Source organism: Herbiconiux sp. (assembly GCF_023264855.1).
In the GTDB taxonomy this organism is placed as follows: Bacteria; Actinomycetota; Actinomycetes; order Actinomycetales; family Microbacteriaceae; genus Herbiconiux.
Genome location: NZ_JAHFUW010000008.1, coordinates 73,409 through 99,621, shown reverse-complemented (window position 1 = coordinate 99,621; position 26,213 = coordinate 73,409). Strand labels below are relative to the sequence as shown.

Annotated in this window: 23 protein-coding genes; 13 read left to right on the top strand and 10 right to left on the bottom strand. The window is 70.6% G+C overall.

What is annotated here, in order from left to right:
- The 4 genes from Q0D75_RS05305 to Q0D75_RS05290 all read left to right on the top strand — a co-directional run.
- Positions 1–804: DeoR/GlpR family DNA-binding transcription regulator (locus Q0D75_RS05305; RefSeq protein WP_291050182.1), on the top strand; the 804-nt coding region annotated here is incomplete at its 5' end.
- 185 nt (positions 805–989) lie between these two features.
- Positions 990–3,026, top strand: a complete 2,037-nt coding sequence (locus Q0D75_RS05300; protein ID WP_291050180.1) for a bifunctional aldolase/short-chain dehydrogenase — start codon at positions 990–992, stop codon at positions 3,024–3,026.
- A 9-nt stretch (positions 3,027–3,035) separates the two neighbouring features.
- On the top strand, positions 3,036–4,463 hold the full coding sequence (locus Q0D75_RS05295; protein ID WP_291050178.1) for a rhamnulokinase family protein: 1,428 nt from the start codon (positions 3,036–3,038) through the stop codon (positions 4,461–4,463).
- 131 nt (positions 4,464–4,594) lie between these two features.
- Positions 4,595–5,278, top strand: a complete 684-nt coding sequence (locus tag Q0D75_RS05290) for an endonuclease/exonuclease/phosphatase family protein (RefSeq protein ID WP_291050176.1) — start codon at positions 4,595–4,597, stop codon at positions 5,276–5,278.
- A 19-nt stretch (positions 5,279–5,297) separates the two neighbouring features.
- Here the strand turns inward: Q0D75_RS05290 and Q0D75_RS05285 are convergent, their stop codons facing one another.
- On the bottom strand, positions 5,298–5,789 hold the full coding sequence (locus Q0D75_RS05285) for a DUF1707 domain-containing protein (protein WP_291050174.1): 492 nt from the start codon (positions 5,787–5,789) through the stop codon (positions 5,298–5,300).
- A 159-nt stretch (positions 5,790–5,948) separates the two neighbouring features.
- Here Q0D75_RS05285 and Q0D75_RS05280 point away from each other — a divergent pair, with 159 nt between their 5' ends.
- Positions 5,949–6,737, top strand: coding sequence for an FCD domain-containing protein (locus tag Q0D75_RS05280; RefSeq protein WP_291050172.1), 789 nt, complete (start codon positions 5,949–5,951; stop codon positions 6,735–6,737).
- Between the two features lie 8 nt (positions 6,738–6,745).
- Positions 6,746–8,068 carry an alpha-hydroxy acid oxidase gene (locus Q0D75_RS05275; RefSeq protein ID WP_291050170.1) on the top strand — a complete coding sequence of 441 codons (1,323 nt, stop codon included), beginning with the start codon at positions 6,746–6,748 and terminating at the stop codon, positions 8,066–8,068.
- Positions 8,069–8,197: 129 nt separating this feature from the next.
- Here Q0D75_RS05275 and Q0D75_RS05270 read toward each other — a convergent pair whose 3' ends face one another.
- From Q0D75_RS05270 to Q0D75_RS05250, 5 genes are all read right to left on the bottom strand, one after another.
- On the bottom strand, positions 8,198–9,787 hold the full coding sequence (locus Q0D75_RS05270) for a sugar ABC transporter ATP-binding protein (RefSeq protein ID WP_291050168.1): 1,590 nt from the start codon (positions 9,785–9,787) through the stop codon (positions 8,198–8,200).
- 120 nt (positions 9,788–9,907) lie between these two features.
- Positions 9,908–10,912: a substrate-binding domain-containing protein gene (locus Q0D75_RS05265; protein WP_291050166.1), complete on the bottom strand. Its 1,005-nt coding sequence runs from the start codon at positions 10,910–10,912 to the stop codon at positions 9,908–9,910.
- A 53-nt stretch (positions 10,913–10,965) separates the two neighbouring features.
- Complete coding sequence (locus Q0D75_RS05260) at positions 10,966–11,982, bottom strand: ABC transporter permease (RefSeq protein WP_291050164.1); 1,017 nt, start codon at positions 11,980–11,982, stop codon at positions 10,966–10,968.
- Between the two features lie 58 nt (positions 11,983–12,040).
- On the bottom strand, positions 12,041–13,531 hold the full coding sequence (gene xylB, locus Q0D75_RS05255; RefSeq protein WP_291050162.1) for a xylulokinase: 1,491 nt from the start codon (positions 13,529–13,531) through the stop codon (positions 12,041–12,043).
- A 2-nt stretch (positions 13,532–13,533) separates the two neighbouring features.
- A complete protein-coding gene (locus Q0D75_RS05250) occupies positions 13,534–14,208 on the bottom strand; it encodes an SIS domain-containing protein (protein WP_291050160.1) in 675 nt (224 codons plus the stop codon).
- A 124-nt stretch (positions 14,209–14,332) separates the two neighbouring features.
- Here Q0D75_RS05250 and Q0D75_RS05245 point away from each other — a divergent pair, with 124 nt between their 5' ends.
- A complete protein-coding gene (locus tag Q0D75_RS05245) occupies positions 14,333–15,274 on the top strand; it encodes a sugar-binding domain-containing protein (protein WP_291050158.1) in 942 nt (313 codons plus the stop codon).
- Between the two features lie 89 nt (positions 15,275–15,363).
- Here Q0D75_RS05245 and rpe read toward each other — a convergent pair whose 3' ends face one another.
- Both rpe and Q0D75_RS05235 read right to left on the bottom strand, forming a co-directional pair.
- Positions 15,364–16,029, bottom strand: a complete 666-nt coding sequence (rpe, locus tag Q0D75_RS05240) for a ribulose-phosphate 3-epimerase (RefSeq protein ID WP_291050156.1) — start codon at positions 16,027–16,029, stop codon at positions 15,364–15,366.
- Positions 16,030–16,038: 9 nt separating this feature from the next.
- Entirely contained in the window at positions 16,039–17,007 is a 969-nt protein-coding gene (locus Q0D75_RS05235; RefSeq protein WP_291050153.1) for a sugar-binding domain-containing protein, read from the bottom strand.
- Positions 17,008–17,148: 141 nt separating this feature from the next.
- Here Q0D75_RS05235 and Q0D75_RS05230 point away from each other — a divergent pair, with 141 nt between their 5' ends.
- The 4 genes from Q0D75_RS05230 (at position 17,149) to Q0D75_RS05215 (ending at position 21,846) form a co-directional block, all read left to right on the top strand.
- Positions 17,149–18,411 carry a dihydrolipoamide acetyltransferase family protein gene (locus Q0D75_RS05230; RefSeq protein ID WP_291050151.1) on the top strand — a complete coding sequence of 421 codons (1,263 nt, stop codon included), beginning with the start codon at positions 17,149–17,151 and terminating at the stop codon, positions 18,409–18,411.
- A gap of 41 nt (positions 18,412–18,452) precedes the next feature.
- The gene (locus Q0D75_RS05225; protein WP_291050150.1) at positions 18,453–20,930 is read left to right on the top strand and encodes an alpha-ketoacid dehydrogenase subunit alpha/beta; all 2,478 of its coding nucleotides are present in this window, start codon (positions 18,453–18,455) and stop codon (positions 20,928–20,930) included.
- Entirely contained in the window at positions 20,930–21,568 is a 639-nt protein-coding gene (locus tag Q0D75_RS05220; RefSeq protein WP_291050148.1) for a transaldolase family protein, read from the top strand. The genes Q0D75_RS05225 and Q0D75_RS05220 overlap by 1 nt, the downstream gene beginning before the upstream one ends.
- A gap of 77 nt (positions 21,569–21,645) precedes the next feature.
- Complete coding sequence (locus tag Q0D75_RS05215) at positions 21,646–21,846, top strand: hypothetical protein (protein ID WP_291050146.1); 201 nt, start codon at positions 21,646–21,648, stop codon at positions 21,844–21,846.
- Between the two features lie 32 nt (positions 21,847–21,878).
- Here the strand turns inward: Q0D75_RS05215 and Q0D75_RS05210 are convergent, their stop codons facing one another.
- Complete coding sequence (locus Q0D75_RS05210; protein ID WP_291050145.1) at positions 21,879–23,156, bottom strand: MFS transporter; 1,278 nt, start codon at positions 23,154–23,156, stop codon at positions 21,879–21,881.
- Positions 23,157–23,276: 120 nt separating this feature from the next.
- On the opposite strand from Q0D75_RS05210, the gene Q0D75_RS05205 reads away from it, so the two are divergent.
- Positions 23,277–24,149 carry a LysR substrate-binding domain-containing protein gene (locus Q0D75_RS05205; protein WP_291050144.1) on the top strand — a complete coding sequence of 291 codons (873 nt, stop codon included), beginning with the start codon at positions 23,277–23,279 and terminating at the stop codon, positions 24,147–24,149.
- A 12-nt stretch (positions 24,150–24,161) separates the two neighbouring features.
- Here the strand turns inward: Q0D75_RS05205 and Q0D75_RS05200 are convergent, their stop codons facing one another.
- Positions 24,162–25,091, bottom strand: a complete 930-nt coding sequence (locus tag Q0D75_RS05200; protein ID WP_291050143.1) for a carbohydrate kinase — start codon at positions 25,089–25,091, stop codon at positions 24,162–24,164.
- Between the two features lie 236 nt (positions 25,092–25,327).
- On the opposite strand from Q0D75_RS05200, the gene Q0D75_RS05195 reads away from it, so the two are divergent.
- Positions 25,328–26,197, top strand: a complete 870-nt coding sequence (locus Q0D75_RS05195; RefSeq protein WP_291050141.1) for a DUF3097 domain-containing protein — start codon at positions 25,328–25,330, stop codon at positions 26,195–26,197.
- Positions 26,198–26,213 lie beyond the last annotated feature (16 nt).

The following is a 26,213-nucleotide window of genomic DNA, read 5'->3' as shown; positions in this document are numbered from 1 at the left end:
GGTAGCCTCGGGCAGACGACGGATGCAGGCAGCGGAGGAGAGCGGATGGCAGCGGTGATCGGCGCGGAGCGGCGTGAGCGGCTGCTGGCGCGGCTGGAGACGAGCGGGGTCATCCGGCTCGAAGAAGCCGCGACCGAACTCGGGGTGTCCACGATGACCGTGCGGCGCGAGCTCGAAGCGCTCGAACTCGAGGGCGTGCTCGTGCGGGTGCGCGGCGGGGCCGTGGCCACCGTGAAGGCGCGCTCGTTCGCCGAGCGGCAGGGCGCCGACGACCAGGCGAAGACCGAGATCGCGCGCAAGGCGCTCGACCTGGTGCCGGGCAGCGGCACGATCGCCGTCGATGCCTCATCCACCGCGGGACACCTGCTGGCGCAGCTGCGCTCGAGCGCGATCACCGACCTCGTGCTCGCCACGAACTCGGCCCACAACCACGGCCTCGCCCGGGCGCAGCGCGGGGTGCGCAGCATCCTCATCGGCGGCGAGCTCGAGCCGCGCACCGAGAGCTTCGTGGGCCCGATCGCCTGCGCCGCCGCCGGACTGCTGAACTACGACCGCTTCTTCACCTCGGCCGCCGCGGCCGACCTCGAGCACGGCACGAGCGAGACGATCATCGAAGAAGCACAGGTCAAACGTGAGTTCCTGCGCGCCTCCCGCGAGACCGTGCTGCTGATCAACTCGGCCAAGCTCGGCAAGCACGCCGCCGCCGTGGCCGTTCCCTGGGACCGCATCTCGATCGTCGTCACCGAACTCGACCCCGCCGACCCACGACTCGACGAGCTGCGCGCGCTGGTCGAGCTCCGCTGATCCGTTCACTCCAGCGATTTTCAGCCCGACCTCTGCCATGGTGCACGAGCTCGGCGTGAAACTCGCTGGAGTGAACCTGCCTCCTTCATCCCTCGTTCACGGCCCGGTTGTTGACGCCCTCCCGCGCACTGTGTAACGTTTTGTGAAGTTCACATGACATCACATGACGATTCGATGGAGCATCCATGACCAACCCCGCCGCCGCCGCACTGATCGCGCGCTCGAACCGCCTCGGTTCCGACCCGAAGAACACCAACTACGCCGGCGGCAACACCTCGGCCAAGGGCCTGGAGACCGACCCGGTGACCGGCGACGACGTCGAGCTGATGTGGGTGAAGGGCTCCGGCGGCGACCTCGGCACGCTCACCGAGGCCAGCCTCGCCGTGCTGCGCGTCGACCGGCTGCGCGCGCTGACGAACGTCTACCCCGGCCTCGACCGCGAAGACGAGATGGTGGCGGCGTTCGACTACACGCTGCACGGCAAGGGCGGCGCGGCCCCCTCGATCGACACCGCGATGCACGGCCTGGTCGACGCGAACCACGTCGACCACCTGCACCCCGACTCCGGCATCGCCATCGCGACCGCCGCCGACGGCGAGGAGCTCACACAGAAGATCTTCGGCGACAAGGTGGTGTGGGTGCCGTGGCGCCGCCCCGGGTTCCAGCTCGGCCTCGACATCGCCGCCATCAAGCGCGAGAACCCGGATGCCGTGGGCTGCATCCTGGGCGGCCACGGCATCACCGCGTGGGGCGACACCAGCGAGCAGAGCGAGGCGAACTCGCTCTGGATCATCGACACCGCCGCCGCGTACATCGCCGAGAACGGCAAGGCCGAGCCGTTCGGGCCGGCCCTGGACGGCTACGGCGCCCTCCCCGAGGCCGAGCGCAGCGCCAAGGCGGCCGCCCTCGCACCGACCATCCGCGGGATCGCCTCCACCGACAAGGCGCAGGTCGGCTCGTTCACCGACGCCGACGTGGTGCTCGACTTCCTGGCCAGCACCGAGCATCCGCGACTCGCCGCGCTCGGCACCAGCTGCCCCGACCACTTCCTGCGCACGAAGGTGAAGCCGCTCGTGCTCGACCTGCCCGCCGACGCGAGCATCGAGGAGTCGATCGCGCGCCTCAAGGAGCTGCACGCGGCCTACCGCGAGGACTACCAGGCCTACTACGACCGCCACGCCTCGGCCGACTCCCCCGCGCTGCGCGGCGCCGACCCGGCGATCGTGCTGATCCCGGGCGTCGGCATGTTCTCCTACGGCGCCAACAAGCAGACCGCGCGCGTGGCCGGCGAGTTCTACATCAACGCCATCAACGTGATGCGCGGCGCCGAGGCGCTGAGCACGTACGCGCCGATCGACGAGGCGGAGAAGTTCCGCATCGAGTACTGGGCGCTCGAAGAGGCCAAGCTCGCCCGTCTCCCCAAGCCGAAGTCGCACGCCACCCGCATCGCGCTGGTGACCGGTGCCGCATCCGGGATCGGCAAGGCCATCGCCACCCGGCTCGCCGCCGAGGGCGCGTGCGTGGTGATCGCCGACCTCGACCTGGCGAAGGCGCAGGCTGCGGCCGCCGAGCTGGGCGGCACGGATGTCTCGATCGGGGTGCAGGCCAACGTGACCAGCGAGGCCGAGATCCAGGCCGGCATCGACGCGGCCCTGCTGCAGTTCGGCGGGCTCGACCTCGTGGTGAACAACGCCGGGCTGTCGATCTCGAAGCCGCTGCTGGAGACCACAGAGGCCGACTGGGACCTGCAGCACGACGTGATGGCCAAGGGCTCGTTCCTGGTGTCGAAGGCCGCAGCCCGGGTGCTGATCGAGCAGGACCTCGGCGGCGACATCGTGTACATCTCGTCGAAGAACTCGGTGTTCGCCGGCCCGAACAACATCGCCTACTCGGCGACGAAGGCCGACCAGGCCCACCAGGTGCGCCTGCTGGCCGCCGAGCTCGGCGAGTACGGCATCAAGGTGAACGGCATCAACCCGGACGGCGTGGTGCGCGGATCGGGCATCTTCTCCAGCGGCTGGGGCGCCAAGCGCGCGGCCGTCTACGGCGTGCCCGAGGAGGAGCTCGGCGCCTACTACGCCCAGCGCACCCTGCTGAAGCGCGAGGTGCTGCCCGAGAACGTGGCGAACGCGGTGGCCGTGCTCACGGGCGCCGACCTCACGCACACCACGGGCCTGCACATCCCGGTCGACGCCGGCGTCGCCGCCGCCTTCCTCCGTTAGGCTCGGCGCATGAGTGCTGCGGTCGTCGCCGTCGACCTCGGGGCCACCAGCGGGCGGGTGATGCTCGGGTACGTGGGGCACGACGAGCTGCGGCTCGTGCCGGTGGCGCGGTTCCCGAACAATCCGGTGCGCATCGTCGACGGGCTGCACTGGAACATCCTCGAGCTGTACCGTAACGTCACCACCGGGCTCGCCTCGGCGGTGCGCGAGGAGCCTGACATCCGCAGCATCGCCGTGGACTCCTGGGCCGTCGACTACGCCCTGCTCCGGGGCGACCGGATGCTCGGCAACCCGTTCCACTACCGCGACGACCGCAACGCGGCCGGTGTCGAGGCCACCCATGCACTGGTCGAGCCCGCCGAGCTGTACAAAGCGAACGGCCTGCAGTTCCTGCCGTTCAACACCGTCTACCAGCTCGCCGCCGAACGGCTGGCCGGCTCGCTCGACGGGGCGGACTCGATGCTGCTGATCCCCGATCTGGTGAACTTCTGGCTCACCGGCGCCTCGCGCGCCGAGCAGACGAACGCCTCCACGACGGGACTGCTGAACGTGCACGGCGGCTGCTGGGACGAGAGCCTGATCGAGCGCCTCGGGCTGCCGCGCGGCATCCTGCCCGAGATCGTCACGCCGGGCTCGACCGTGGGCACGCTGCTGCCGCGGGTGGCCGCCGAACTGGGGGCTCCGTCCTCGCTCGCGGTGAGCGCCGTCGGCTCGCACGACACCGCGAGCGCGGTCGTGGCCGTGCCGGCCGCCGACCAGGACTTCGCCTACATCTCCAGCGGAACCTGGTCGCTCGTCGGCGTGGAGCTCGAGCATCCGGTGGTCTCGCAGGCCGGTCGCGAGGCAGGCTTCACGAACGAAGGCGGTGTCGACGGGCGCATCCGGTTCCTGCAGAACGTCTCCGGGCTGTGGCTGCTGAGCGAATCGGTGCGCACCTGGGAGCGCGGCGGCGAGAGCATCGACCTGCCGACCCTGATCGCGCAGGCCGCGGCGGTGACCACGCCGGTACCGGTGTTCGACGCCGGCGACGCGCGATTCGTGGCCCCGGGTGACATGCCGGCCCGCATCGCCGCGTGGTGCACCGAGCGCGGGCTCACCCCGCCGGCCAGCCGCGCCGAGTTCGCCCGCAGCATCCTGGAGAGCCTGGCCGAGGCCTACGCCCGCTCGCTGGAGGCGGCCGCCGCTCTCTCGGGCACACGCATCCGGGTCATCCACGTGGTGGGCGGCGGGTCGCAGAACGCGCTGCTGTGCCAGCTGACCGCCGACCGCACCGGGCTGCCCGTGCTGGCGGGACCGATGGAGGCCACCGCGATCGGCAACGTGCTCGTGCAGGCGCGCGCCCAGGGGCTGGTGGCGCGCGACTCGTCACTGGAGGCGCTGCGGTCGATCGTGGCGAAGACGTTCCTGCCCGTGCGCTACGAGCCGGCCGCGCGCTGACCTCTCGCGCGAACATCCGTACCCGGCGCTCGTTGAGGGTGCACCCAGGTTTCGGATGGCGCAATCGTGCCAGAATGGCCACGCTGGGCCCCTACACAGCGGATGCCACGGAAGGTACGAGTCACACGGTCATGGGACGCGAACTGAACATCGTCAGTTACAACCTGCGCGAGCACCACGCCAGTGGCGAACTGCGCGACCTCGCCCGGCTGTACGACATCGACGTGATGTGCCTGCAGGAGTGCGACACGAACGACATGCCCGAGCGGATCGAGCACCTCGTGCTGGCCGACTCCACCAAGACCAACCGGCTGGGCCTGGCGATCTACTACCGCGAGTCCCGCTTCCGGCTCGAGGCCACCCGGGTGTTCGCGCTGCGCAAGTCGATGCACGACCGCGTGATGGCACCGGCGCACGAGCGGCTGCTGGCCGCGAAGCTGTTCGACCACGAGATCGGCCGGGAGATCCTGGTGGGCGACTTCCACGCCGCGCCCCTCACGGCCACGAACTCGCTGCGCCGCAAGCAGATCGCCGCGGCCCACAGCGCGCTGCGCATCATGGGGCCGGGCCTGCCGACCGTCATGCTCGGCGACTACAACTACCCCTGGTTCCGCGCGAACCTCTCGGAGCGAATGGAGCAGTCGGGCTACCTGCTGTCGTTCAGCGACAAGCCCACCTATGCGCGCTTCAAGTACTTCAAGGGCCACTTCGACTTCGTCACGAGCGCCCACACGCGCATCGACTCGATCGACACCCTGCCGCAGGGCGAGAGCGACCATCTCCCGATCCTGGTGAAGGTCGGCGTCGAGGACTGATCTCGTTCGACGTCTCGCGTCAGTCGCGGTTGTAGCCGGTGCGGCCGCCGGGGCCGTAGACGATGATCGCCACCACGGGCACGGCGAGCCAGATCACCCACGACCACGAGAATCCGCCGGGCACCAGGAATCCGATGCCGAGGAAGATCACGAGGGCGAGGATCGGCGTGATCGCCACCACGGTGACACCGGCGGCACCGCCGAGCGGGCGCGCGCGGGTGTAGGTCTCGCGCGGGGCTGCCGCTGCGTAGGGCACGCCGGATGCGGGAGGGGCCGCGAAGCCGGCCGGCGCGGCGGACGGGTCATGGTGCACGGTGTCGGGCAGGTCGTGGAAGAGCGGGGCGAGGTCGCCGCGGGTGACGGCGGTGCGCGCCGATGCCGTGCGCTCGGACAGCTCGTCGGTGGTGATGCGGCCGTCGGCGTGAGCCCTCGAGAGCGACGCGACCGCGGCGTCCCGGTCGGCGTTGCTGAGGCGCAGGCTGGACTGGCTGGGGTCGGTGTAGTCCGTCATGCCCCCAACTCTGCCGTATCGCGGGCGCACGGGGAAGAACGGATGCCGTGGCCGGGTCTGGTCGCCGGCGTCCCCGCTCTGATACTGTGGTCTGACCACATGGTCTGACCACAGCCGCCCGCCCGGTGCGGCCCGGCCCACTCGACGAGGAGGATCCCGATGAGCGCCCCGGCCACGGCATCCGCCCCTCTCGACACGGCCCGCGCCTGGGAGACCGTGCTGCGCCACGTCGAGTCCGAGCTGATGTGCGGCAACCTCAAGCCCGGTGACCACCTGCCGGCCGAGCGCACCCTCGCCGCCGAACTCGGCGTCGGGCGCTCGTCGGTGCGCGAGGCCATCCGGGTGCTCGAGGTGCTCGGGCTCATCCGCACGCAATCGGGCTCGGGGCCGCAGTCGGGCGCCATCATCATCGCCCGGCCGTCGGGTGCGATGTCGGCGCTCGTGCGCCTGCAGGTCGCGGCACAGGGGTTCGCCGTGCGCGACGTGGTGAAGACCCGGCTCGTGCTCGAGAGCGCGGTCGTGGCCGAACTCGCCGCCGATCGAGGGGCCGACCTCGCGCCCGCACGCGAACTGCTCGACGCGATGGAGCATCCGGTCGACGGGGCGCTCTCCCGCGACGAGTTCCTCTCGCTCGACCAGGCCTTCCACCTGGCCCTCGCGGTGGCCTCCGGCAACGAGGTGATGGCCTCGATGATGGGGGGCCTGCGCGACTCGATCGAGCAGTACGTGCGCGTGGGGGCGGCCCACCTGCCGTCGTGGGAGGCCACGGTGCAGCGCCTCAAGGCCGAGCACCGCGGCATCGTCGGCGCGATCGAGGCGGGCGACGCCGACCTCGCCCGCTCGCGCATCCGGGATCACATCCAGAGCTACCACGCCGAGACCGACCTCGCGGCGGCCTCCCCCTCCTCCCCCACCGAAGCCGCCGGCCGTGTGCCGGCCGACCGATAGGAACCGACATGGTCCAGCGCCGCATCCCGAAGATCAAAGACCTCGCCCCCTTGATGCAGTTCAAGTCGCCCGAGCTGAACGCAAAGAAGCGCCGCCTCGCCGCCGCCCTCACCATCGACGACCTGCGCACCATCGCCAAGCGCCGCACCCCGAAGGCCGCCTTCGACTACACCGAGGGCGCCGCTGAGGCGGAGCTGTCGCTGGCTCGAGCCCGCCAGGCGTTCCAGGACATCCAGTTCAACCCGGCCATCCTGCGCGACGTGTCGACGGTGAACACCGGATGGGACGTGCTCGGCGCCCCCGTCTCGCTGCCCTTCGGCATCGCGCCCACGGGCTTCACGCGCATGATGCAGACCGAGGGCGAGATCGCCGGGGCGGGCGCGGCGGGGGCGGCGGGCATCCCGTTCTCGCTGTCGACCATGGGCACGACCGCCATCGAAGACGTGAAGGCCGTGAACCCCACGGGCCGCAACTGGTTCCAGCTCTACATGTGGAAGGACCGCCCGCGCTCGATGGCGCTGGTGGAGCGCGCCGCGGCCGCCGGCTTCGACACCCTGCTCGTGACGGTCGACGTGCCCGTGGCGGGCGCGCGTCTGCGCGACAAGCGCAACGGCTTCTCCATTCCGCCGCAGCTCACCCCGGGCACCGTCATCAACGCGCTGCCCCGGCCGGAGTGGTGGATCAACTTCCTCACCACCGAACCGCTCGCCTTCGCCTCGCTCGACCGCTGGTCGGGCACCGTCGGCGAACTGCTCGACTCGATGTTCGACCCCACCGTCACCTTCGAAGACCTCGAGTGGATCAAGGCGCAGTGGCCCGGCAAACTCGTGGTGAAGGGCGTGCAGAGCCTCGACGATGCCCGCCGCCTGGCCGAGATGGGTGTCGACGGCATCACCCTCTCCAACCACGGCGGACGCCAGCTGGACCGCGCTCCGATCCCCTTCCACCTGCTTCCGGATGTGGCGCGCGAGTACGGCAAGGACATGGAGATCCACCTCGACACCGGCATCATGTCGGGCGCCGACATCGTGGCATCCGTCGCCCTGGGCGCCCGGTTCACCCTGGTGGGCCGCGCCTACCTCTACGGGCTGATGGCCGGTGGCCGCGAGGGCGTCGACCGGATGATCGGCATCCTGGGCGAGCAGATCACCCGCACCATGCGCCTGCTCGGCGTCAACGCGCTCGAGGAGCTGAACCCCTCGCACGTGACGCAGCTCGAGCGCCTCATCCCGCGCGCCGTGGCCCCGGCCGCCGTGCAGGCCGCGGCAACCGCGCCCGCGCGCAAAGCGCCGGTGCGCAAGCCCGCCGCATCGGCAGCCGTGAAGGCCTAGCCCGGCAGTCCCTCCCCCATCCAAAACGACGGAGAATTTCGCCGACATGCCGGCCCAGGCGGGTTCCGCCAGGCGTGTCGGCGAAATTCTCCGTCGTTTTGGTCGGGGGGCAGCAGGTGTGGGGGCGGGTCAGGCGGCGGGGGTGGGCGCCGCATCCGCCCAGGCGAGTTCGCGCAGCTGCGCGGCACTGACCGAGGCGCGGGGGTAGACGACGCCGTCGCAGGCGCCGGAGCGGAACACCGCGATAGAGTCGGCGAGCTCGGTGAGCTCCTCCTCCTCGCTGGAGACCACGATCACGGCCACGTTCTTCTCCTGGGCGAGCGAGCGGATGACGCCGTAGATCTCGCGCTTGGCTCCGATGTCGACGCCCTTCGTGGGCTCGTCCAGCAACAGCAGCAGCGGGGCCTGCAGGGTGGCACGCGCGAACAGCGCCTTCTGCTGGTTTCCGCCGGAGAGCGAGGTGATGGGCGCCGAGACCTCGCCGCGGATGGTGACCTGCCGCAGCACGTCGTCGGCCGAACCCTTCAAGGCCCGCCAGCGCAGCACTCCCGCGCGGATGTACTTGCCGAGCACCGGCAGCACCACGTTCTCGATCGACGACATCTGCGGCACGAAGCCGTCGAACTTGCGTTCCTCCGAGAGGAAGGCCACTCCGGCCTTGATCGCCTTCGCGGGGCTCGAGGGCCGGTAGTCCTCGCCGAGCAGGCGAAGCGATCCGGAGGCCAGAGGGAAGGCGCCGTAGACGGTGCGGAGGAAGCGCGTGCGGCCCGATCCGACCAGTCCGTAGATGCCGAGGATCTCGCCCGCGTGCACCGTGAGGTCGATTCCCGCGAGGTTGTTGCCCGAGATCCCGGAGGCCTCCAGCACCGGGCGCCCGAACTCGCGCGCCCGCGCGGCCTCGGTGATCGTCTCGACGTCGTCGAGCGAGGTCTCGCCCACGCCGTCGCCGACGATCGCGGCCACCGCGGCCGTGTCGACCGGACCGCCCTCGCCGTGGTCGCCCACGATCGCCTGGATCACGGCGGCGCGGTCGACCTCGGCGGCCGATCCGTCGAGCACGACCTGACCCCCGGAGAGGCCGATCAGGTGGTCGGCCACCGCGAACACCTCGTCGAGCTTGTGGTCGACCAGCAGCACGCCGATGCCCTGCTCGGTGGTGAGGCGGCGGATGATGCCGAGCAGGTGGTCGACCTGCTCCTGCTCGAGCGCCGTGGTCGGCTCGTCGAGCAGGATGTACTTCGCGTTCTGGTTGATCGCGCGCACGACCTCCACCATCTGGCGCTGCGCGACCGGCAGCGAGGAGATGAGGTCACCGGCGCGGGCGGTGATGCCGTACTCGGCGCAGAGCCGGTCGGCGGTCTTGTTCATCTCGCGGCGGCTGAGCAGCCCACCGCTCACGGTCTCCTGACCGAGGAAGATGTTCTGGGCGACCGTCAGCTGGTCCACCAGCGACAGCTCCTGGTAGACGCAGGCGATGCCGGCGTCGCTCGCATCGCGGGGCCCGTGGAACTCCTGGGCCTCGCCGTCGATGCGGATGCTGCCCTCATCCGGAACCTCGGCACCGGAGAGCGAGCGCAGCAGCGTCGACTTGCCCGCCCCGTTGTGCCCGATCAGCGCGGTCACCTGACCGGGACGGATCCGCAGACTCACGTTCGTGAGGGCCTTCGTGGGGCCGTAGCTCTTCGAGATGCTGTCGACGAGCAGTCCTTCGCCGGTCATGGCGATCTCCTTCGGTGCTTCGGGGTCGGGGCTTCGGGGTCGGGGTCGGGTCCGGATGCGGGAAGAGGGGGTGGTGGCCGGGCCGCGAAGCCCGGCCACCGGTTCGGAAAGGCGGGGGACTTATCCGAATTCCTTGGCGCCGACCGTCTGGCCGGTGGTGTACAGCTTCAGCGGCTGGAGCACCTCGGCCGGCACATCCTCACCACCGAGGTAGGTCTGCACGTTGTCGAGCACGATCTTCGCGTACTCGTAGGGCTCCTGCGCGGCGCACGCCACGTACTCGCCCTCGAGCGGGGTGTCGGCGGCGCAGAAGCCGTAGACCTTGATCGAGTCCTGCTTGCCGGCCTCCTTGATGGCCTGCAGCGCACCCACCACGGCGGGCCCGGTGTCACCGAAGATCACGTTGACGTCGGGGTTGCCCTGCAGCAGCTCGCCGGTCACCTGCAGCGACACCGCGGGGTCGACGTTGGTGTCGAGGGTCTCGAGCACCGTGGCGTTCGGGTTGGCCTTGATCGCCTCGGTGAAGCCGGCGTCGCGCTGGTTGGTGGGGATCTGCGAGGGCTCGCCGAGGATGCCGACGACCAGCTTGTCGGTGGTGCCGAGATCCTTGATGGCCTGCTCGCCGAGCTGCTTGCCACCCGTGGTCTGGTCGGCTCCGACGTACTGCACGATCGTGGCGCCCTGGTTCTTCAGGCCGTCGGGGTCGATCGTGACGTTGACGGAGAAGACCGGGATGCCGGCCTGGTTGGCGGCCTTGACGCTCGCGACACCCGTGTCGGAGTTCACGGCGTTGAGCGCGATGGCGCAGACGCCCTTCTGCACGAAGGCGTCGATCTGCGCGAGCTGGTCGCTCTCGCTGTCGTTCGCGATCGCGACGTCGACCTTGTAGCCGAGTTCCTCGGCGTGGTCCTCGAAGCCGGACTGCATGGCGATGTAGTACGGGTTGATCGTGTTCGGCAGCGCGACGCCGATGGTGGGGGAGTCCTCCGAGCACGAGGCCGGGAGCGAGCCCGCGGCGTCGGTGGAGGTGCTGGCGCCGTCGCCGGTGGCGGCATTGCTGCACGCGGCGAGGGCCAGGGCGAAGACGCCTACGGCGACGACGCCGAGTGCCTTTCTGGTTTTCATGATGTTCCTCTCGTGGTGTTCGGGAATTGCGGGTATTCGGGACGTGCGGCCGGTCAGGACTTGCCGGTTGCGGAAGTGACGAGTTGAGGGGACGCCGGGGGCCCGGGCGGCGCCTTCTTGGCGAAGACGGGCCGGCCTGATCGCGAGCGCCGCAGGGTGTCGAACGAGACGCCGACGAGGATGATCACGCCGATCACCAGCGACTGCCAGTAGCTCTGCACGCTGAGCACGTTCATGCCGTTGGACACGGCGGCGATCAGCACGGCGCCGATCATCGCGCCGAGCACGGTGCCCACGCCGCCGAACAGCGAGATGCCGCCGACCACCGCGGCCGCGATGGAGTAGAACAGCTCGTTGCCGGTACCCGTGGCCGGGAAGCCGACCATCAGCCTCGAGGTCACGATCATGCCGCCCATGCCGCCGCAGAACCCGCTGATGGCGTAGACGAGGATCGTGGTGCGGGCGATGTTCACACCGGCCAGGCGGGCCGCGTTCTTATTGCCGCCGAGGGCGTAGACGTGCACGCCCTGGCGGGTCATCCGCAGCCACAGCGCCGCGATGACGGCGGCCACCAGCAGCAGCAGGATGGGCAGCGGGATGCCGGCGATGCGGCCCTGGCCGATCCAGGAGAAGCCGATGTCCTTGACCTGGATCGAGTTCGCGCCGGTGATGATCAGCGGGATCGCGAGCGCCACTCCCTGGGTGGAGAAGGTGGCGATGAACGGGGGGATCCGCACGAAGTGGATCAGCATCCCGTTGACCACGCCCAGGGTGGTGGCGGCGGCGAGCGCCAGCAGCACCGCCAGCGGCCACGGAACGCCGGCCTGCATGATCAAGGCCACCAGCACACCCGACATGGCGATGTTCGCGCCCGTGGAGAGGTCGATGCCGCCGGTCAGCAGCACGAAGGTCTGCCCCAGCGCGAGGAACCCGATCACCATGCCGTTCACGAGCAGCGTGAAGCCGTTGTCCAGGGTGCGGAAATTGGGCGACAGGATGCTGAAGACCAGCAGCACCGCCACCAGCACCATGAAGATGCCGGCTTCTTCGGGCAGTCGACGCTTTTTCACGTGAACCTCCTCGTTCGTGGTCTGAGTTGTCCGGGTCTGAGATGAAGGGATGGGGCGCTCAGTCCTGGAACGAGCCGTCGAGGCCCGTCCAGTCGGCCGCCCTGGTGTAGGTGTCGCGGATGCGCTCGTAGTCGTGCGCTCCGGAGGGTTCGGCGATAATTCGTGAGGTGGGCGCCCACTCGTCGCGCACGGTGCGGATGTCGACGCCGCGCAGCACGGCCGCGGCCTGCACCGCGGCCCCTCCGGCCACCGCGTCGACGGCGTCGGTGATCTCCACCGTCTGGCCGGTCACGTCGGCGATCACCTGCCGGTAGGCCGCCGAGGCCGCTCCCCCACCGGTGACCACCAGCCGACCGTCCACCGGCAGGCCGACCTCGCGCATCCGGCGCTGCCCGCGCTCCATGCCCAGCACCACGCCCTCGAAGGCGGCCAGGGCGAGGTCTTCGCGGCTGGTCTCGCTGCTGAGGCCGGCGAGCAGCCCCCGGGCCATCGGGCGGTTCGGGGTGCGCTCACCGTCGAGGTAGGAGACCAGGATCGGCCGGTCCTGCTCACGCGGGGCCGCGAGGGCGAGCCGCTCGAGCCCCGCGTGGTCGACGCCGAGCAGGCGGGCGACCGTGTCGGTCACCTTGGCCGCGTTCAGCGTGCAGATGAGCGGGAGGTAGTTTCCGGTCGCATCCGCCACCGCGTTCACGATGCCGGTGTGGTCGAAGGTGGGGAACCCGCTCGTGGTGAACACGACTCCGGAGGTGCCGAGCACGTAGGCGACGTCGCCGGGCGCGATGCCCAGGCCCACCGCGCTGGCGTGCTGGTCGCCCGCGCCCGCGCCGACCACGGCATCCGGATGCACACCCAGCTCGGCCGCGACGGCCGCCGGCACCGATCCGGCCTGCTCCGACGGGCCGAGCACCTCGGGCAGCATGGCCGCCCAGTCCTTGCCGGAGTCGATCAGGTCGAGCAGCTCGGGGAGGTAGCGGCCCTCGGGGGCGCTGTAGTAGCCGGTGCCGCTGGCATCCGAGCGGTCGGTGACGGCCCGGCCGCCATCCGTTCCGCCGGTGAGGCGCCAGGTGAGGTAGTCGTGGGGCAGCAGCACCGTGGCGAGGGCTGCGAAGTTCTCGGGCTCGTGCGCCTTCAGCCAGGCGAGCTTGCCGATGGTGAACGAAGGCGGGGGCAGGGTGCCGATGCGGTCGGTCCAGGCGTCGCCGCCGATCAGCCCGGTGAGTTCGGCGATCTCGGCGGCCGCCGTGGTGTCGTTCCAGAGCTTGGCGGGGCGGATGACCCGGCCCGCGGCATCCAGCGGCACCAGGCCGTGGCACTGCGCGGCCACGCTGATGGCCACGACGTCGTGCGGCTGCACGCCGGCAGCCTCTCGGGCCTGGCCCATCGCGACGACCGTGGCATCCCACCACTCGTGCGGATGCTGCTCGCTCACCGGCGGGTAGGTCGGCGTGTGCGCGGCCTTCCCCGAGCCGAGGGCGGCTCCGGTGTCGGCGTCGCGCAGCACGACGGTGGTGGATTGGGTCGAGGAGTCGACCCCGGCGATGACGGGCATTCTCAGGCCGTTTCGCGATCGGCGTCCGCAAGCGCCTCGTAGGCCGGGATCTCGAGGCCGTCGAGCTGCTCGGGCAGGCTCGCGAGCAGACCGACGGCACCGCCCGGGTGCGTGAAGTGCACGCGCTCCCAGCTCACGGCACGCGCTCGCATGAGCACGACTGCGAGCGCGTCGAGCCAGGTGCTGTGGGCCAGGGTTGAGCCCATTGCGAGCAGGTTGCCCGGGTCGGCGGAGGGGTAGTTGCGGATCTCGACGGTGATGTCGGCGAGGCGGCCGAGGGGCGAATCGGCGTTGGCGGTGAGCGCCACCACGCGGGTGCCGACATCCTGGACCCGGGCCACCAGGTCGTTCAGCTCGCTAGAGGATCCGCCCTTGGAGAGCGCGATCATCACGTCGTCGCTCTCGACGGCGCCCATCGAGCCGTGCAGTCCGTCGCCCGGGTTGAGGAAGAAGGCGGGGGTTCCGGAGACCGAGAAGAGGTGGGCGGAGCGGCGGGCGATGAAGCCGCTGGTGCCCGATCCGGTCATCACGACCTTGCCGGTCATCGACTGCAGCAGGGAGGCGACGCGCACGAAGCGCTCGTCGATCTGGTCGAGGACGTCGGCGAGCGCCTCGGTCTCCAGGCGGACCTGCTGGCGGCCCGCCTCGATGACGGCGGACTCGGGTGTCTCGTTCATTGCTGGATCCTTCTCGCACGGCGGTGTACCGGCACTCAGTATGGATACCGTGCTGCACGAATGTCAATGTGGGTGCTCAAATGAGCGCCTAGGATCGAGCCCCTGTGCCCGTAATATGGGGCGCGTGCCACCGACGTTGAGCCCCGGAGCGGCGATCCTCGCCGCCACAGTCGCGCGCCGCTTCTACATCGACGGCAGCACGAAGTCGGAGATCGCCGACGAACTCGGGCTCTCCCGCTTCAAGGTGGCGCGGCTGCTCGAGCAGAGCGTGCGCGAGGGCATCGTGAAGTTCGAGATCGCCACGCCCAACGCGTTCAACGCCGAGCTCTCCGAGGTGTTGCGGAAGAAGCTCGGCCTGCGCCGGGTGATCGTGATCGACGTGCCGGAGGAGGAGCGCACCGCCGCCGGCATCCGCCAGGCCGTGGGCCGGGGCGCCGCCGCAGTGCTGAGCGAGCTCGTCACCGAGACCGACGTGCTCGGCATCGGCTGGGGCCGCACCCTCAGTGCCATGTCGCAGGAGCTCACCGAGCTGCCGCGCAGCCTCGTGGTGCAGATGGGCGGCATGGTGGGTTCGGTGGCCGAGAACTCGCTCGAGCTGGTGCGCAAGATCAGCGAGGTGGGCGGCGGTCAGGCGTATCCGCTGTTCGTGCCGCTCGTGGTGCAGGATGCGCTCACCAAGCGGAGCCTCAGCACGCAGCCCGGCGTCGCAGCCGCGCTCAAGCTGTTCGACTCGATCACCGTGGCGGCCGTCGCGGTGGGCAGCTGGGATCCGCCGGATTCGCAGATGATGGCGAGCCTGCCGCTGCACGAGCGCGAGGCGCTGGTGGGCAAGGGCGTGGCCGCCGAGGTGCTGGCCACACTGATCAAGCACGACGGCACCGTGCTGCCCGACCTGCAGGACCGCTCGATGGCCACGGGCATCGAGGTGCTGCGCAAGATCCCCGAGCTCATGCTGATCGCGGGCGGCGAGAACAAGGCGGAGGCGGTGCGTGCGGTCATCAGCGCGGGCCTCGGCACCACCCTCGTCACCGACAACGCGCTCGCAGAACTCCTCCGCACCCTCTAGCCTCCTCCCTCCCCCCTCCCCGTGCCCTCGAGAAGTCGCAAATGGCCCCTATTCCGCCTGGATAGGGGCCATTTGCGACTTCTCGTGCCTCAGGGGTGGGAGTGGGCGGCGGCCTGGGCGCGAAGGAGGGCGATCTGGGCTGCGGCGTTGTCGGCGGTGAAGACGCTCGAGCCGGCCACGAAGGTGTTCGCGCCCGCCTCGGCGGCGATGCCGACCGTGTCGGCGGTGATGCCGCCGTCGACCTGCACCCACACGTCCAGGCCCGAGGCGTCGACCGCCTGGCGCAGCTGCCGGAGCTTCGGCATGGTCTCGGGCAGGAAGCTCTGGCCGCCGAAGCCCGGCTCCACCGTCATGATCAGCACCATGTCGACCTCGGGGAGGATCTCGAGGTAGGGCTCGATGTCGGTGCCCGGCTTGATCGCGAGCCCGGCGCGCGCCCCGCGGTCCCGGATGCTCCGGGCCACGTCCGCGGGCCGACCCGCCGCTTCGGCGTGGAACGTGACCGAGTACGCGCCCGCCTCGGCGTAGCCGGGTGCCCAGCGCGCCGGGTCCTCGATCATCAGGTGCACGTCCAGCGGCAGCGGGCTGCCGGCGACGAGCCGCTCCACCACGGGCATGCCGAACGAGAGGTTCGGCACGAAGTGGTTGTCCATCACGTCGACGTGAACGAGGTCGGCATCCGCCACCCGCGCGAGCTCGTCGCCCAGGTGCAGGAAGTCGGCGGCCAGGATGCTGGGGTGGATTCGAATCGGCACGCTTAGACCTTAGACGGAGTCGGCGCGGGCGAGGAGGGAGCGGGCGGTGGTGGAGTCGGTGACGAGGGTGGAGACGGTGCCGCTGCGCAGGGCGGCCGCGATGGCCGCCACCTTCTCGTCGCCGCCGGCGACCGCGATCACCTCGGGCACCCGGGCGAGCTCGGCCGCCGAGATGCCGACGGCCCGCTGCAGGGCAGGGGAGTCGAGGGCGCGCCCCTCGGCGTCGAACACGAAGGTGCAGAGATCGGCGACCGCGCCCTGCTGCACGAGCTCCGCGCGTTCGGCCTCGGTGAATTCGCCGTACAGCGACGATTTCGGCGGATTCCACGAGCCGATGCCCACCAGGGCGATGGTGAGCCGGGAGAACCGGTCCGTCGAGTCGGAGAGGCTCGGATCGGCGCGCAGCTCCTCGGCCATCGCCGCGCTGCGCACCAGAAGCGGAGCGTGCAGCGCGAAGCCCCGGCCACCGGTGGTGCGGGTGAGGCGACGCACGAGTTCAGCGCCGCCCACCTCGAGCCGGCCGGCCCGCATCCCGCCCACCATCTGCACCACGTCGGCGGGAGCGAGATCCGTCACCGCGTCGACGAGCGCCGTGAGGCTCGTGCCCCACGAGATCCCGAGCACGTCATCGGCACCGAGGATGCCGCGGAGGTACTGGGCACCGGCCTCACCGATCAGGGAGCCCGTGGCATCCGGAGCCGCCTCGATCGCGCGCACCACGATGGCGCGCCCGATGCCGTAGGAGCGGGCGACCTCTTCGCCGAGCGGCAGATCGATGTCCGCGGGCATGTCGACCGAGATGCGCACGATGCCGCTGGCCTTGGCCTCGTCGAGCAGTCGGGCCACCTTGAAGCGCGAGATGCCGAGCTCGTCGGCGATCTCGTTCTTCTGCTTGTCGTCGATGTAGTAGCGCCGGGCCACTATGGCCGCTTCGAGCGACACCGCGGGCCTCGCCCGGCCACCGTCGGCATCCGTCATCCCGCCCACCTCCTCGGCCCGGCCTTTGACGGGTCCCGCAGAGAGAGTGTACTGTGACGCCGTGCTCTTATGAGCATGCAGTTCACATATGAGCGGATGTCTCGCGAAGGGCGCCGCCGCAGATCTTCTGAACGGAGAGCAATGTCGATCGACGTTCGTGTTCCCACGACCGGCAACGCCGGAGAAGACGCCGTGATCGTCGACTGGAACGTGGCGGTGGGCGCTCAGGTGAGCGCCGGCGACGTGCTGGTGACCCTCGAGACGGCCAAGGCGACCATCGAGGTCGAGGCGCCCGAGGGCGGGCAGGTGCTGAAGATCCTGTTCGAGTCCGGCGCCGAGGTGCCCGAGCACGAGGTGCTCGCCATCCTCGGGGTCGAGGGCGAGGCACCGGCCGAGAGCGGTCCGGCCTCCGACGCCGACGACCCCGGGGCGACAGCCCCCGCCGAGCCGGCACCGGCCGTGAGCACCTCGGATGCCACGACCTCTCGTGCGGCGAGCACCTCCCCCGCGGCATCCGCGGTTCCCTCGTCGGGCGACACCCGCGCAAAGGCCTCACCCCGTGCGCGGATCCTGGCGGAGCGGAACGGCATCGATCTCTCCGCCCTCACGGGCTCGGGCCCCGGTGGGCGCATCATCATCGCCGACGTGCTCGCCGCGAAGAAGCAGCCGACAGCGGCGGCGGCATTCACCCCCACCCCGGCCCCACAGGCCGCAGCCAGCCCCGATGCCGGGTACGACCTCGTGCCGGTGCGCGGCGCCCGCAAGGTGACCGCCCAGCGGATGCACGCCTCGCTCGCCGGCACCGCCCAGGTCACGCTCACCCGCTACTCCGATGCCACGGCGATGCTCGCCTACGTGAAGCGCCTGCGCGCGGTCACCGAGGCGCAGGGTCTGCCGAAGATCGGCGTGAACGACGTGCTGCTGTTCGCCACCGCGCGGGCCGTGGTGAAGCATCCGGCGGCCAACTCGGTCTTCGACTGGGACGGCATCCGTCAGTACCGCTCGGTGAACCTCGGCTTCGCCGTCGACACCGGCCAGGCGCTGCTCGTGCCCGTCATCCCGGGCGCCGACCGGCTGAGCCTCGCCGCCGTGGCCGAAGCCGCCCAGGCCTCGATCGAGAAGGCGCGCAGCGGCAAGCTGGCCACCGCCGAGATGGAGGGCGGCACCTTCACGGTCTCCAACCTCGGCTCGCTCGGCGTGCACTGGTTCACCCCCGTGCTCAACACGCCTCAGAGCTGCATCCTCGGCGTGGGGGCGGCCCATCAGTCGCATCCGGATGCTCCGAGTCTGCTGCCGCTCTCGCTCACCTTCGATCACCGGGCCCTCGACGGCGCCGCCGCCGCGCAGCTGCTGGCCGACATCGCGAAGGCCATCGAGACCGTCGACGTGCTGTCGGCGTTCTGACCCCTCTTCTTCTCCCGCAACCCTGAAGGACACGACGAACCATGGCAAAAGAGCTGCTCATCGACCCGGCCACCGCGCGTAGCCGCTCCGAGCTCACCTTCGACTCCATCGCGGTCAACACCTACGAGCCGGATCTCGCGGCCGAGCGCGCGCTGCACGGCGACGCCGCCCTCGAGCGGATCGGCCGCGACATGATCCTGGTGCGCGAGTTCGAGCTGATGCTGCAGTCGATCAAGCGCGAGGGCGCCTATCGCGGCACCTCGTACGTGCACGCCGGGCCCGCCCACCTCTCGATCGGGCAGGAGGCCGCGGCGGTCGGCCAGGCATTCACACTCGGCGCCGTCGACAAGGTCTTCGGCAGCCACCGAAGCCACGGGGAGGTGATCGCGAAGGGCCTGTCGGCCATCCACTCCTCGACTCCGGAGGCGCTGACCGAGGCGTTCACGACCTGGTCGGACGGCGCCATCTGGAACGTCGTGCGCGACCGCCTGGCCGACGACGACTTCGAGCAGCAGGCCGTGAACTACCTGCTCTACGGCATGACCGCCGAGACCTTCGGCCGCCGCACCGGCTTCAACCGGGGCCTCGGCGGCAGCATGCACGCCTTCTTCCCGCCGCTCGGCATCTACCCGAACAATGCGATCGTGGGCGGCTCGGCGCCGCTGGCCACCGGCGCGGCGCTCTACAACCGCCTGCAGGTGCAGCCGGGGATCGTCGTCGCCTCGATCGGCGACGCCTCCACCGGTACCGGCCCGGTGTGGGAGTCGTTCAACCTGGCCGGGATGGCGCAGCTCAGCTCGCTGATGGACGAGAAGCACCGCGGCGGCCTGCCGATCGTGTTCTTCATCGTGAACAACTTCTACGGCATGGGCGGCCAGACCATCGGCGAGACGATGGCCTACGACCGCCTGGCCCGGATCGGTGCCGGCATCAACGCCTCGAACATGCACGCGCAGACGATCGACGGCAACAATCCGCTGGCCGTGATCGAGGCGATGACCGTGGCCCGTCAGCACCTCGAATCCGGCGACGGTCCCGTGCTGATCGACTGCCAGACCTATCGGCAGACCGGGCACTCCCCCTCCGACGCCTCCTCCTACCGCACCAAGGACGAGGTCGACCTGTGGGCGTCGATCGATCCGATCGACACCTACTTCGCTCGCCTGGTGGACGGTGGCGTGGTGGCCGCCGCCCGCCAGGCCGAGCTCACACGGTGGGCCGAGGAGCGCGTCTCCGCCTCGCTCGAGGTGGCCATCGACGCAACCGTCTCCCCGCGCCTGTCGCTTCGCCACGACTCCGCCGTGATGGCGGGGATCACCTTCAACGACACCGCGATCGACCTGGCCGACGCCCCCGCGGGCGAGACCCTGGTGCCGGTCGCCGAGCTGCCGCACCTGGCCTCGCTCGCCCGCAAGGCGCGCTCGGGTCTCGCCGGCGACGGCAGCGGTGCGGTGCTCTCCGGAGCCAAGGCCATCACCTTCCGCGACGCGATGTTCGAAACCGTCGTCGCGCACGCCGCCGCCGACGACCGCCTCACGATGTGGGGTGAGGAGAACCGCGACTGGGGCGGGGCCTTCGGCGTCTACCGCGGCCTCACCGAGCTGCTGCCGCGCCACCGGCTCTTCAACTCCCCCATCTCCGAGGCCGCCATCGTGGGCGCCGGCGTGGGCTTCGCGCTCTCCGGCGGCCGCCCGATGGTGGAGCTGATGTACGCCGACTTCATCGGCCGTGCCGGCGACGAGATCTTCAACCAGATGGCCAAGTGGCAGCCGATGTCGGGCGGACTGGCGACCGTGCCGATGGTTCTCCGGGTGTCGGTGGGGGCCAAGTACGGCGCCCAGCACTCGCAGGACTGGAGCTCGATGGTGGCGGGCGTCCCGGGCCTCAAGGTGGTGTTCCCGGCCACGGCGCACGATGCCAAGGGACTGCTCGCATCCGCTCTCTCCGGCAACGACCCGGTGGTGTTCTTCGAGAGCCAGCGCCTTTACGACACCGTCGAGACGGTGTTCCCCGAGGGCGTTCCGGCCGAGTACTACCGCACCCCGATCGGGCAGCCGCGGATCGCCCGCGCGGGCTCGGATCTCACCATCCTGACCGTGGGCGCCACCCTGTACCGGGCGCTGGACGCGGCGAAGCAGTTGAGCGAGCAGTACGGCGTGGAGGCCGAGGTGATCGACGCGCGGTCGCTCGTGCCGTTCGAGTACGACCTGCTGCTGGAGTCGGTGGCGAAGACCGGCCGCCTGGTCTGCGCCTCGGATGCGAGCCTGCGCGGGAGCTGGCTCAACACGGTCGCCACCCGGGTGCAGACCGAGGCCTTCGACGATCTGGATGCCCCGGTGGTGGTGCTCGGCTCGCGCAACTGGATCGCCCCGCCCGCCGAGCTGGAGTGGGAGTTCTTCGTGACCCCCGCCGACATCCTCGACGCCGTGCACACCCGGATCGTGCCGCTGCCCGGGCATCTCGTGCAGGAGGGGCCGGGCGCCGAGGGCACCCTCGAGGAATCGCAGCGGGGCATCTGATGAAGCTCTACGCCGACAGTGCCGACACCGCGCAGGTGATCCCCCTGCTGGAGGACGGCCTGATCCGGGGCGTCACTACGAACCCCTCGATCCTCGCCCGCGACGGGCTGAGCCGCGCCGACCTTCCGCGCCTGTACGACGAGTTCAGTGCGGCGGGAGCGCAGGAGATCTTCTTCCAGGCCACCGGCGGCAGTCGCGCCGAGCTGCGCGACGACGCGGAGGCGATCGCGGCCTTCGGCCACCGGATGGTGGTGAAGGTGCCCGCCACGCCGGACGGATTCCGGGTGGCCCGCGAGCTCGTGCAGCACGAAGTGCGGGTGCTGCTGACCGCCGTCTACAGCCTGGCCCAGGCCACCTTCGCCGCCTCGCTCGGCGTCGACTACATCGCGCCCTACTTCGGCCGGCTGGTGGACTCCGGGGAGGACGGCCTCGCGAAGGTGTCGAACATGACCCGCGTGCTCGCCCCCACCCGCACCCGGGTGCTGGTGGCGAGCGTGCGCTCGCCCAACGCGGCCGCCACCCTCGCGCTGAACGGCGTCAGCCACCTCACCGCCGACGTACCGGTGCTGCTGGCGATGATGATCGACCCCGTCACCGAGCAGTCCGCGGCCGAGTTCGAGCGGGTCGCCGCCGGGTAGTCGACGGGAATCCGCCCCCGGAGTCCAGGGCGATGCTGCGGACGTGAGGCTCCTCGCGCACCGCCGAGGCGAGCCCGGTGGTTCACGTTGCGATACAGCGTCGTTCCTCACATACCCGAGCATCACCCGGCCGCTGGGGCCCTCAGATCGAAGACGCCGACGGCAACTACGAGAACGGCGGCTCGTACAGGGCGGCGCCCGGCATCGTCACGGCCACCATCTCCACGCCCGGCGGAGCGAGCCGCGGTGGCATCGTGATCGACGTGCAGCCGGTCTGACGCTCCGTTCCGGGCCTGCCCGCCCCTCCCGCTCAGGCGTCGGCGGCCAGCAGGCCCTTGCGGTGCAGCACCAGGGCCAGCACGCCGGCCACCACGGCCGGCACCGCTCCCGAGACCACCATGCCGAGGTGCGGCCCCGCCTGCTCCACGAACGCGCCCATGATCGGGCCGCCGATCGCCTGCCCGCCGAGCAGCACCAGCAGATACAGCGCCATCACGCGGCCGCGCACCGCCATGTTGGTCGACATCTGCACGAGGGCGTTGGCCGCGGTGATGAACAGCAGCCAACCCAGACCGAGCACCACGAGGCCGACGCCGAACGCCGTCTCGCCCGGCATCAGCCCGGCGAGCGCCTGCGCGATCCCGTACAGCCCCGCGAACAGCACGACCGTGCGCAGCCGCACCGTGCGGCGCCGGGTCGACAGGATGGCGCCGGTCAGTGCCCCGATCGCTACGAGCGAGTTGAACAACCCGTACCCGCCCGCGCCGGTGGCGAACACGTCGTCGGCGTAGGCCGCGAGCAGCACCGGCAGGTTCTGTGCGAACACGGCCAGCACACCGAGCAGCACGAGCGTGTACAGGATGGCGGGCTTGGCCATCGCGTAGCGGATGCCCTCGCGCAGCTGCCCCTTGGCCCGAGCGGCGCGGGGGGCCGGATGCAGCTCGGAGGCGTTCATCCGGGTCAGCGCCACCACCACCAGCGCGCAGGCGATCGCGTTGATGCCGAACGACCAGCCGGCGCCGACGGCCACCAGCAGGGCGCCGCTCAGTGCGGGCCCGAGCAGTGCACCGATCTGGAACGTCGAGGAGTTCAGGCTGATGGCGTTCCGCAGCAGCCCGGGCCCCACCAGCTCGTTCGTGAACACCTGCCGCGCCGGGTTGTCGATCACGGTGATGAAGCCGAGCACCACGGCCACCACGTACACGTGCCAGACCTGGATCGCGCCGGTGAGCGAGAGCACGGCGAGCGTCGCGCTGGTGAGCACCGAGGCGCTCTGCGTGATCATCAGCAGCGTGCGCTTGGGGTAGCGGTCGACGATCACGCCGCCCACCATCCCGAACACGAGCATCGGCGCGAACTGCAGTGCCGTGGTGATGCCCACGGTGACGACGCTGCCGGAGAGCTGCAGCACCAGCCAGTCCTGCGCGATCCGCTGCATCCAGAGAGCGGTGAGGGCGACCAGGCTGGTGGCGGCGAAGATGCGGTAGTTGCGCACCGTGAGCGAGAGGAAGGTGTGCTTCCACGGCGGAGCCGAGCTGAGGACTGTGATGGGTTCGGTGGCGGGCGGAGGAGCAGAGAGCGTAGTCACGTATGGAGTTTCCGGTTGCGTATGGAGTCTTCTTCTCCTTCGACGGTACCGGCGCGAGTGGCATTGACTGCCATAATCGTGGCTATAAGTGGTATTGGATTATCGAATGATGGAGTCCGGATGTTCGATCCCGCCCTGCTCGCCACCTTCCTCGCCGTGGCCGAGACGCACAGCTTCACCCGTGCCGCCGAGCAGCTCGGGCTGAGCCAGCCGACCGTCAGCCAGCAGGTGCGCAAGCTCGAGAACGCAGCCGGTCGCGTGCTGATCAGCCGCGACACCCGCGAGGTGGCACTCACCGACAACGGCGACGCGATGGCCGGCTTCGCACGCACCATCCTGGCCGCGAACGCCGCCGCCTCGAGCTACTTCACCGGATCGGCCATGCGCGGCCGCCTGCGTTTCGGGGCCGCCGACGACCTCGCTGCCACCCAGCTGCCGCGCATCCTGAGGCATTTCCGCCAACTGCACCCGCAGATCAACCTCGAGCTCACCGTCAACCAGAGCGTGCCGCTGTACCGGCGTCTGAAGGCCGGGCACCTCGACCTGATCTTCATCAAGCAGATCCCGGATGCCGCCGACAGCGCCATCCCGGAGACCGGCACCATCGTGCGCCGCGACACCCTGGTGTGGATGGCGGAGGAGCGCACGCTGATCGAGCCCGGTGACCCGGTGCCGCTGATCGCCTACCAGGCGCCGTCGATCAGCCGGCAGCTCGCCATCGACGCACTGGAATCCGCCGGCCGCACCTGGCGGATCACCTGCAACACCCGCGAGGTGAACGGGCTGCTCGCGGCGGTGCGGGCCGGAATCGGCATCGCGCCGCATCCGCACACCCTCATCCCCGACGACCTGGTGAAGGTGAGCAACCGCTTCTCGCTGCCGGATCTCGGCGAGGTCGACTTCACGCTGCTGTCGAACCCGGCCGCCCCCGCCGAGCCCATCGAGGCGCTCAAGTCGGCCATCCTCGGGCGGGCGCTCAGCCGCACCTCGTGAGGGGGCTCTCGCTCAGTCGAGGTCGGTCAGGTGCGGCGGGTTCGCGCCGGCGCGGGAGACCGTGATGGCCGCGCAGCGCACCGCGAACGCGCCGATGCGCTCGAGGGCAGCGGCGTCGATGACGGATGCGTCGCGCACCTCGTGCGGGCTCGCCCCCGCCTCGAGCAGACCGGCGAGCTGCGCGATCAGCGCGCTCATGAACGAGTCGCCGGCGCCGATGGTGTCGATGACGTCGACCCGCACGCCGGCGACGGCCACGCGATCGCGGCGGGTGGCGAGCAGCGCGCCCTCGCCGCCGCGGGTGACGGCGACCAGCGCCGGCCCGAGGTCGAGGATGCGGTCGATCACCTCGTCGAGCCCGAGGCCGGGGTAGAGCCAGGCGGCGTCTTCGTCGCTGAGCTTCAGCACGGCGGCGAGGGCGGCGATCTCGGCGAACCGGGCGAAGGCATCCGGATGCTCGCCCACGAGCGAAGGCCGGATGTTCGGGTCGAAGGTGATCAGCACGTCCTGGCCGGCAGCGCGCAGCAGCTCGACCACCGCGGAGCCTCCCGGCTCCACGAAGGCGCCGAGCGACCCCGTGTGCGCGATCCCGGCCATGGGAGCGGGCAGGCCGGCGGGCAGCGACCAGCGCAGGTCGAAGGAGTAGTCGGCCGATCCGTCGGTCTGGATGTGGGCGGTGGCCGAGGAGGTGGGCTCGGTGCGGAACGACACCGGATCGACGGTGACGCCGGACGCCTCCACGTGCTGCACGATCGCCTGGCCGCGGGCATCCGGGCCCACCTCGGTGAGCAGCGTGACCGGCAGGCCGAGCCGGGCGGCGCCGACGGCGATGTTCATCGGCGATCCGCCGGGGTGCTCGACCAGGATGGGCGAGCCGTCGGCGTCGGGGGCGTCGACCACGTCGATGAGGGACTCGCCGATGGCGAGGAGGCGGGTGATCATCGTCGATCCTCTCGGGTCGGTGCCGCGGGTTCGCCCCAGCCTAGGGGAATTCTCTCTCGCCGACCCGTCCGGTGATGCCCGTTCAACGCCCGGATAAGGGCACTGAGTGACGGCTCGGTGGATCTTCGGGTGGTGGGGCGGGACTCGGCGGGCCGACGGACTCGGCGGGCGGGCGGATCGGGCGCACGCCGGGGGTGCTGCGGGGCGCGGACGACGGGGCGTCGTAGCCTGATGCGATGCCCCACGATCCTCTCGCCGACCGTTTCGGCGCCGACCGCTACGGCAGCGATGTGCTGGCCGACTACAACCGCCGCGCCAAACCGGTCGAGCTGCCGGCCGTCGAGGCCGTGTTCGACCTCGTGGTCGAAGAGGTGGCGAGTGACTTCTGCGGCAGCGTCACCCGCGTGGAGGGCCGCGCGGTCGAGCTGGAGGACCGGCACGGCAAGCGGCGCATCTTCCCGCTCGGGGCCGGGTTCCTCCTCGAGGGGCGGCCGGTACGCCTGGTGCACCCGAAGGCGGCCGCGCCGGCCGGCCCGAAGCGCACGGCCTCCGGGTCGGTCGCCGCCCCGCTGGAACGGGCTCGCGTCGCCCGGCCGAGCCGCATCTACGTCGAGGGCCGCCACGACGCCGAGCTGGTCGAGAAGGTGTGGGGAGACGACCTGCGCGGCGAGGGCGTCGTGGTGGAGTACCTCGAGGGCGTCGACGACCTGGATGCGGTGGTGCGCGAGTTCGCGCCCACCCGCGAACGCCGCATCGGCGTGCTGGTCGACCACCTCGTCGCGGGGTCGAAGGAGAGCCGGATCGCGGAGGCCGTGGCGCGCGGACCGTACGGCGGCAACGTGCTCGTGGTCGGGCATCCGTTCATCGACATCTGGCAGGCCGTCACGCCCAAGGCGCTGGGCATCCGCGCCTGGCCGGTGATCCCGCGCGGAACCGAGTGGAAGCACGGCATCTGCGAGGCCTTCGGCTGGCCGCACGAGGAACAGGCCGACATCGCCCGGGCCTGGAAGAGCATCCTCTCGCGCGTGTCGACCTACACCGACCTCGAGCCGGTGCTGCTCGGCCGGGTCGAACAGCTGATCGACTTCGTCACCGAGCCGGTCTGACCCCTTCGCCTCCTCG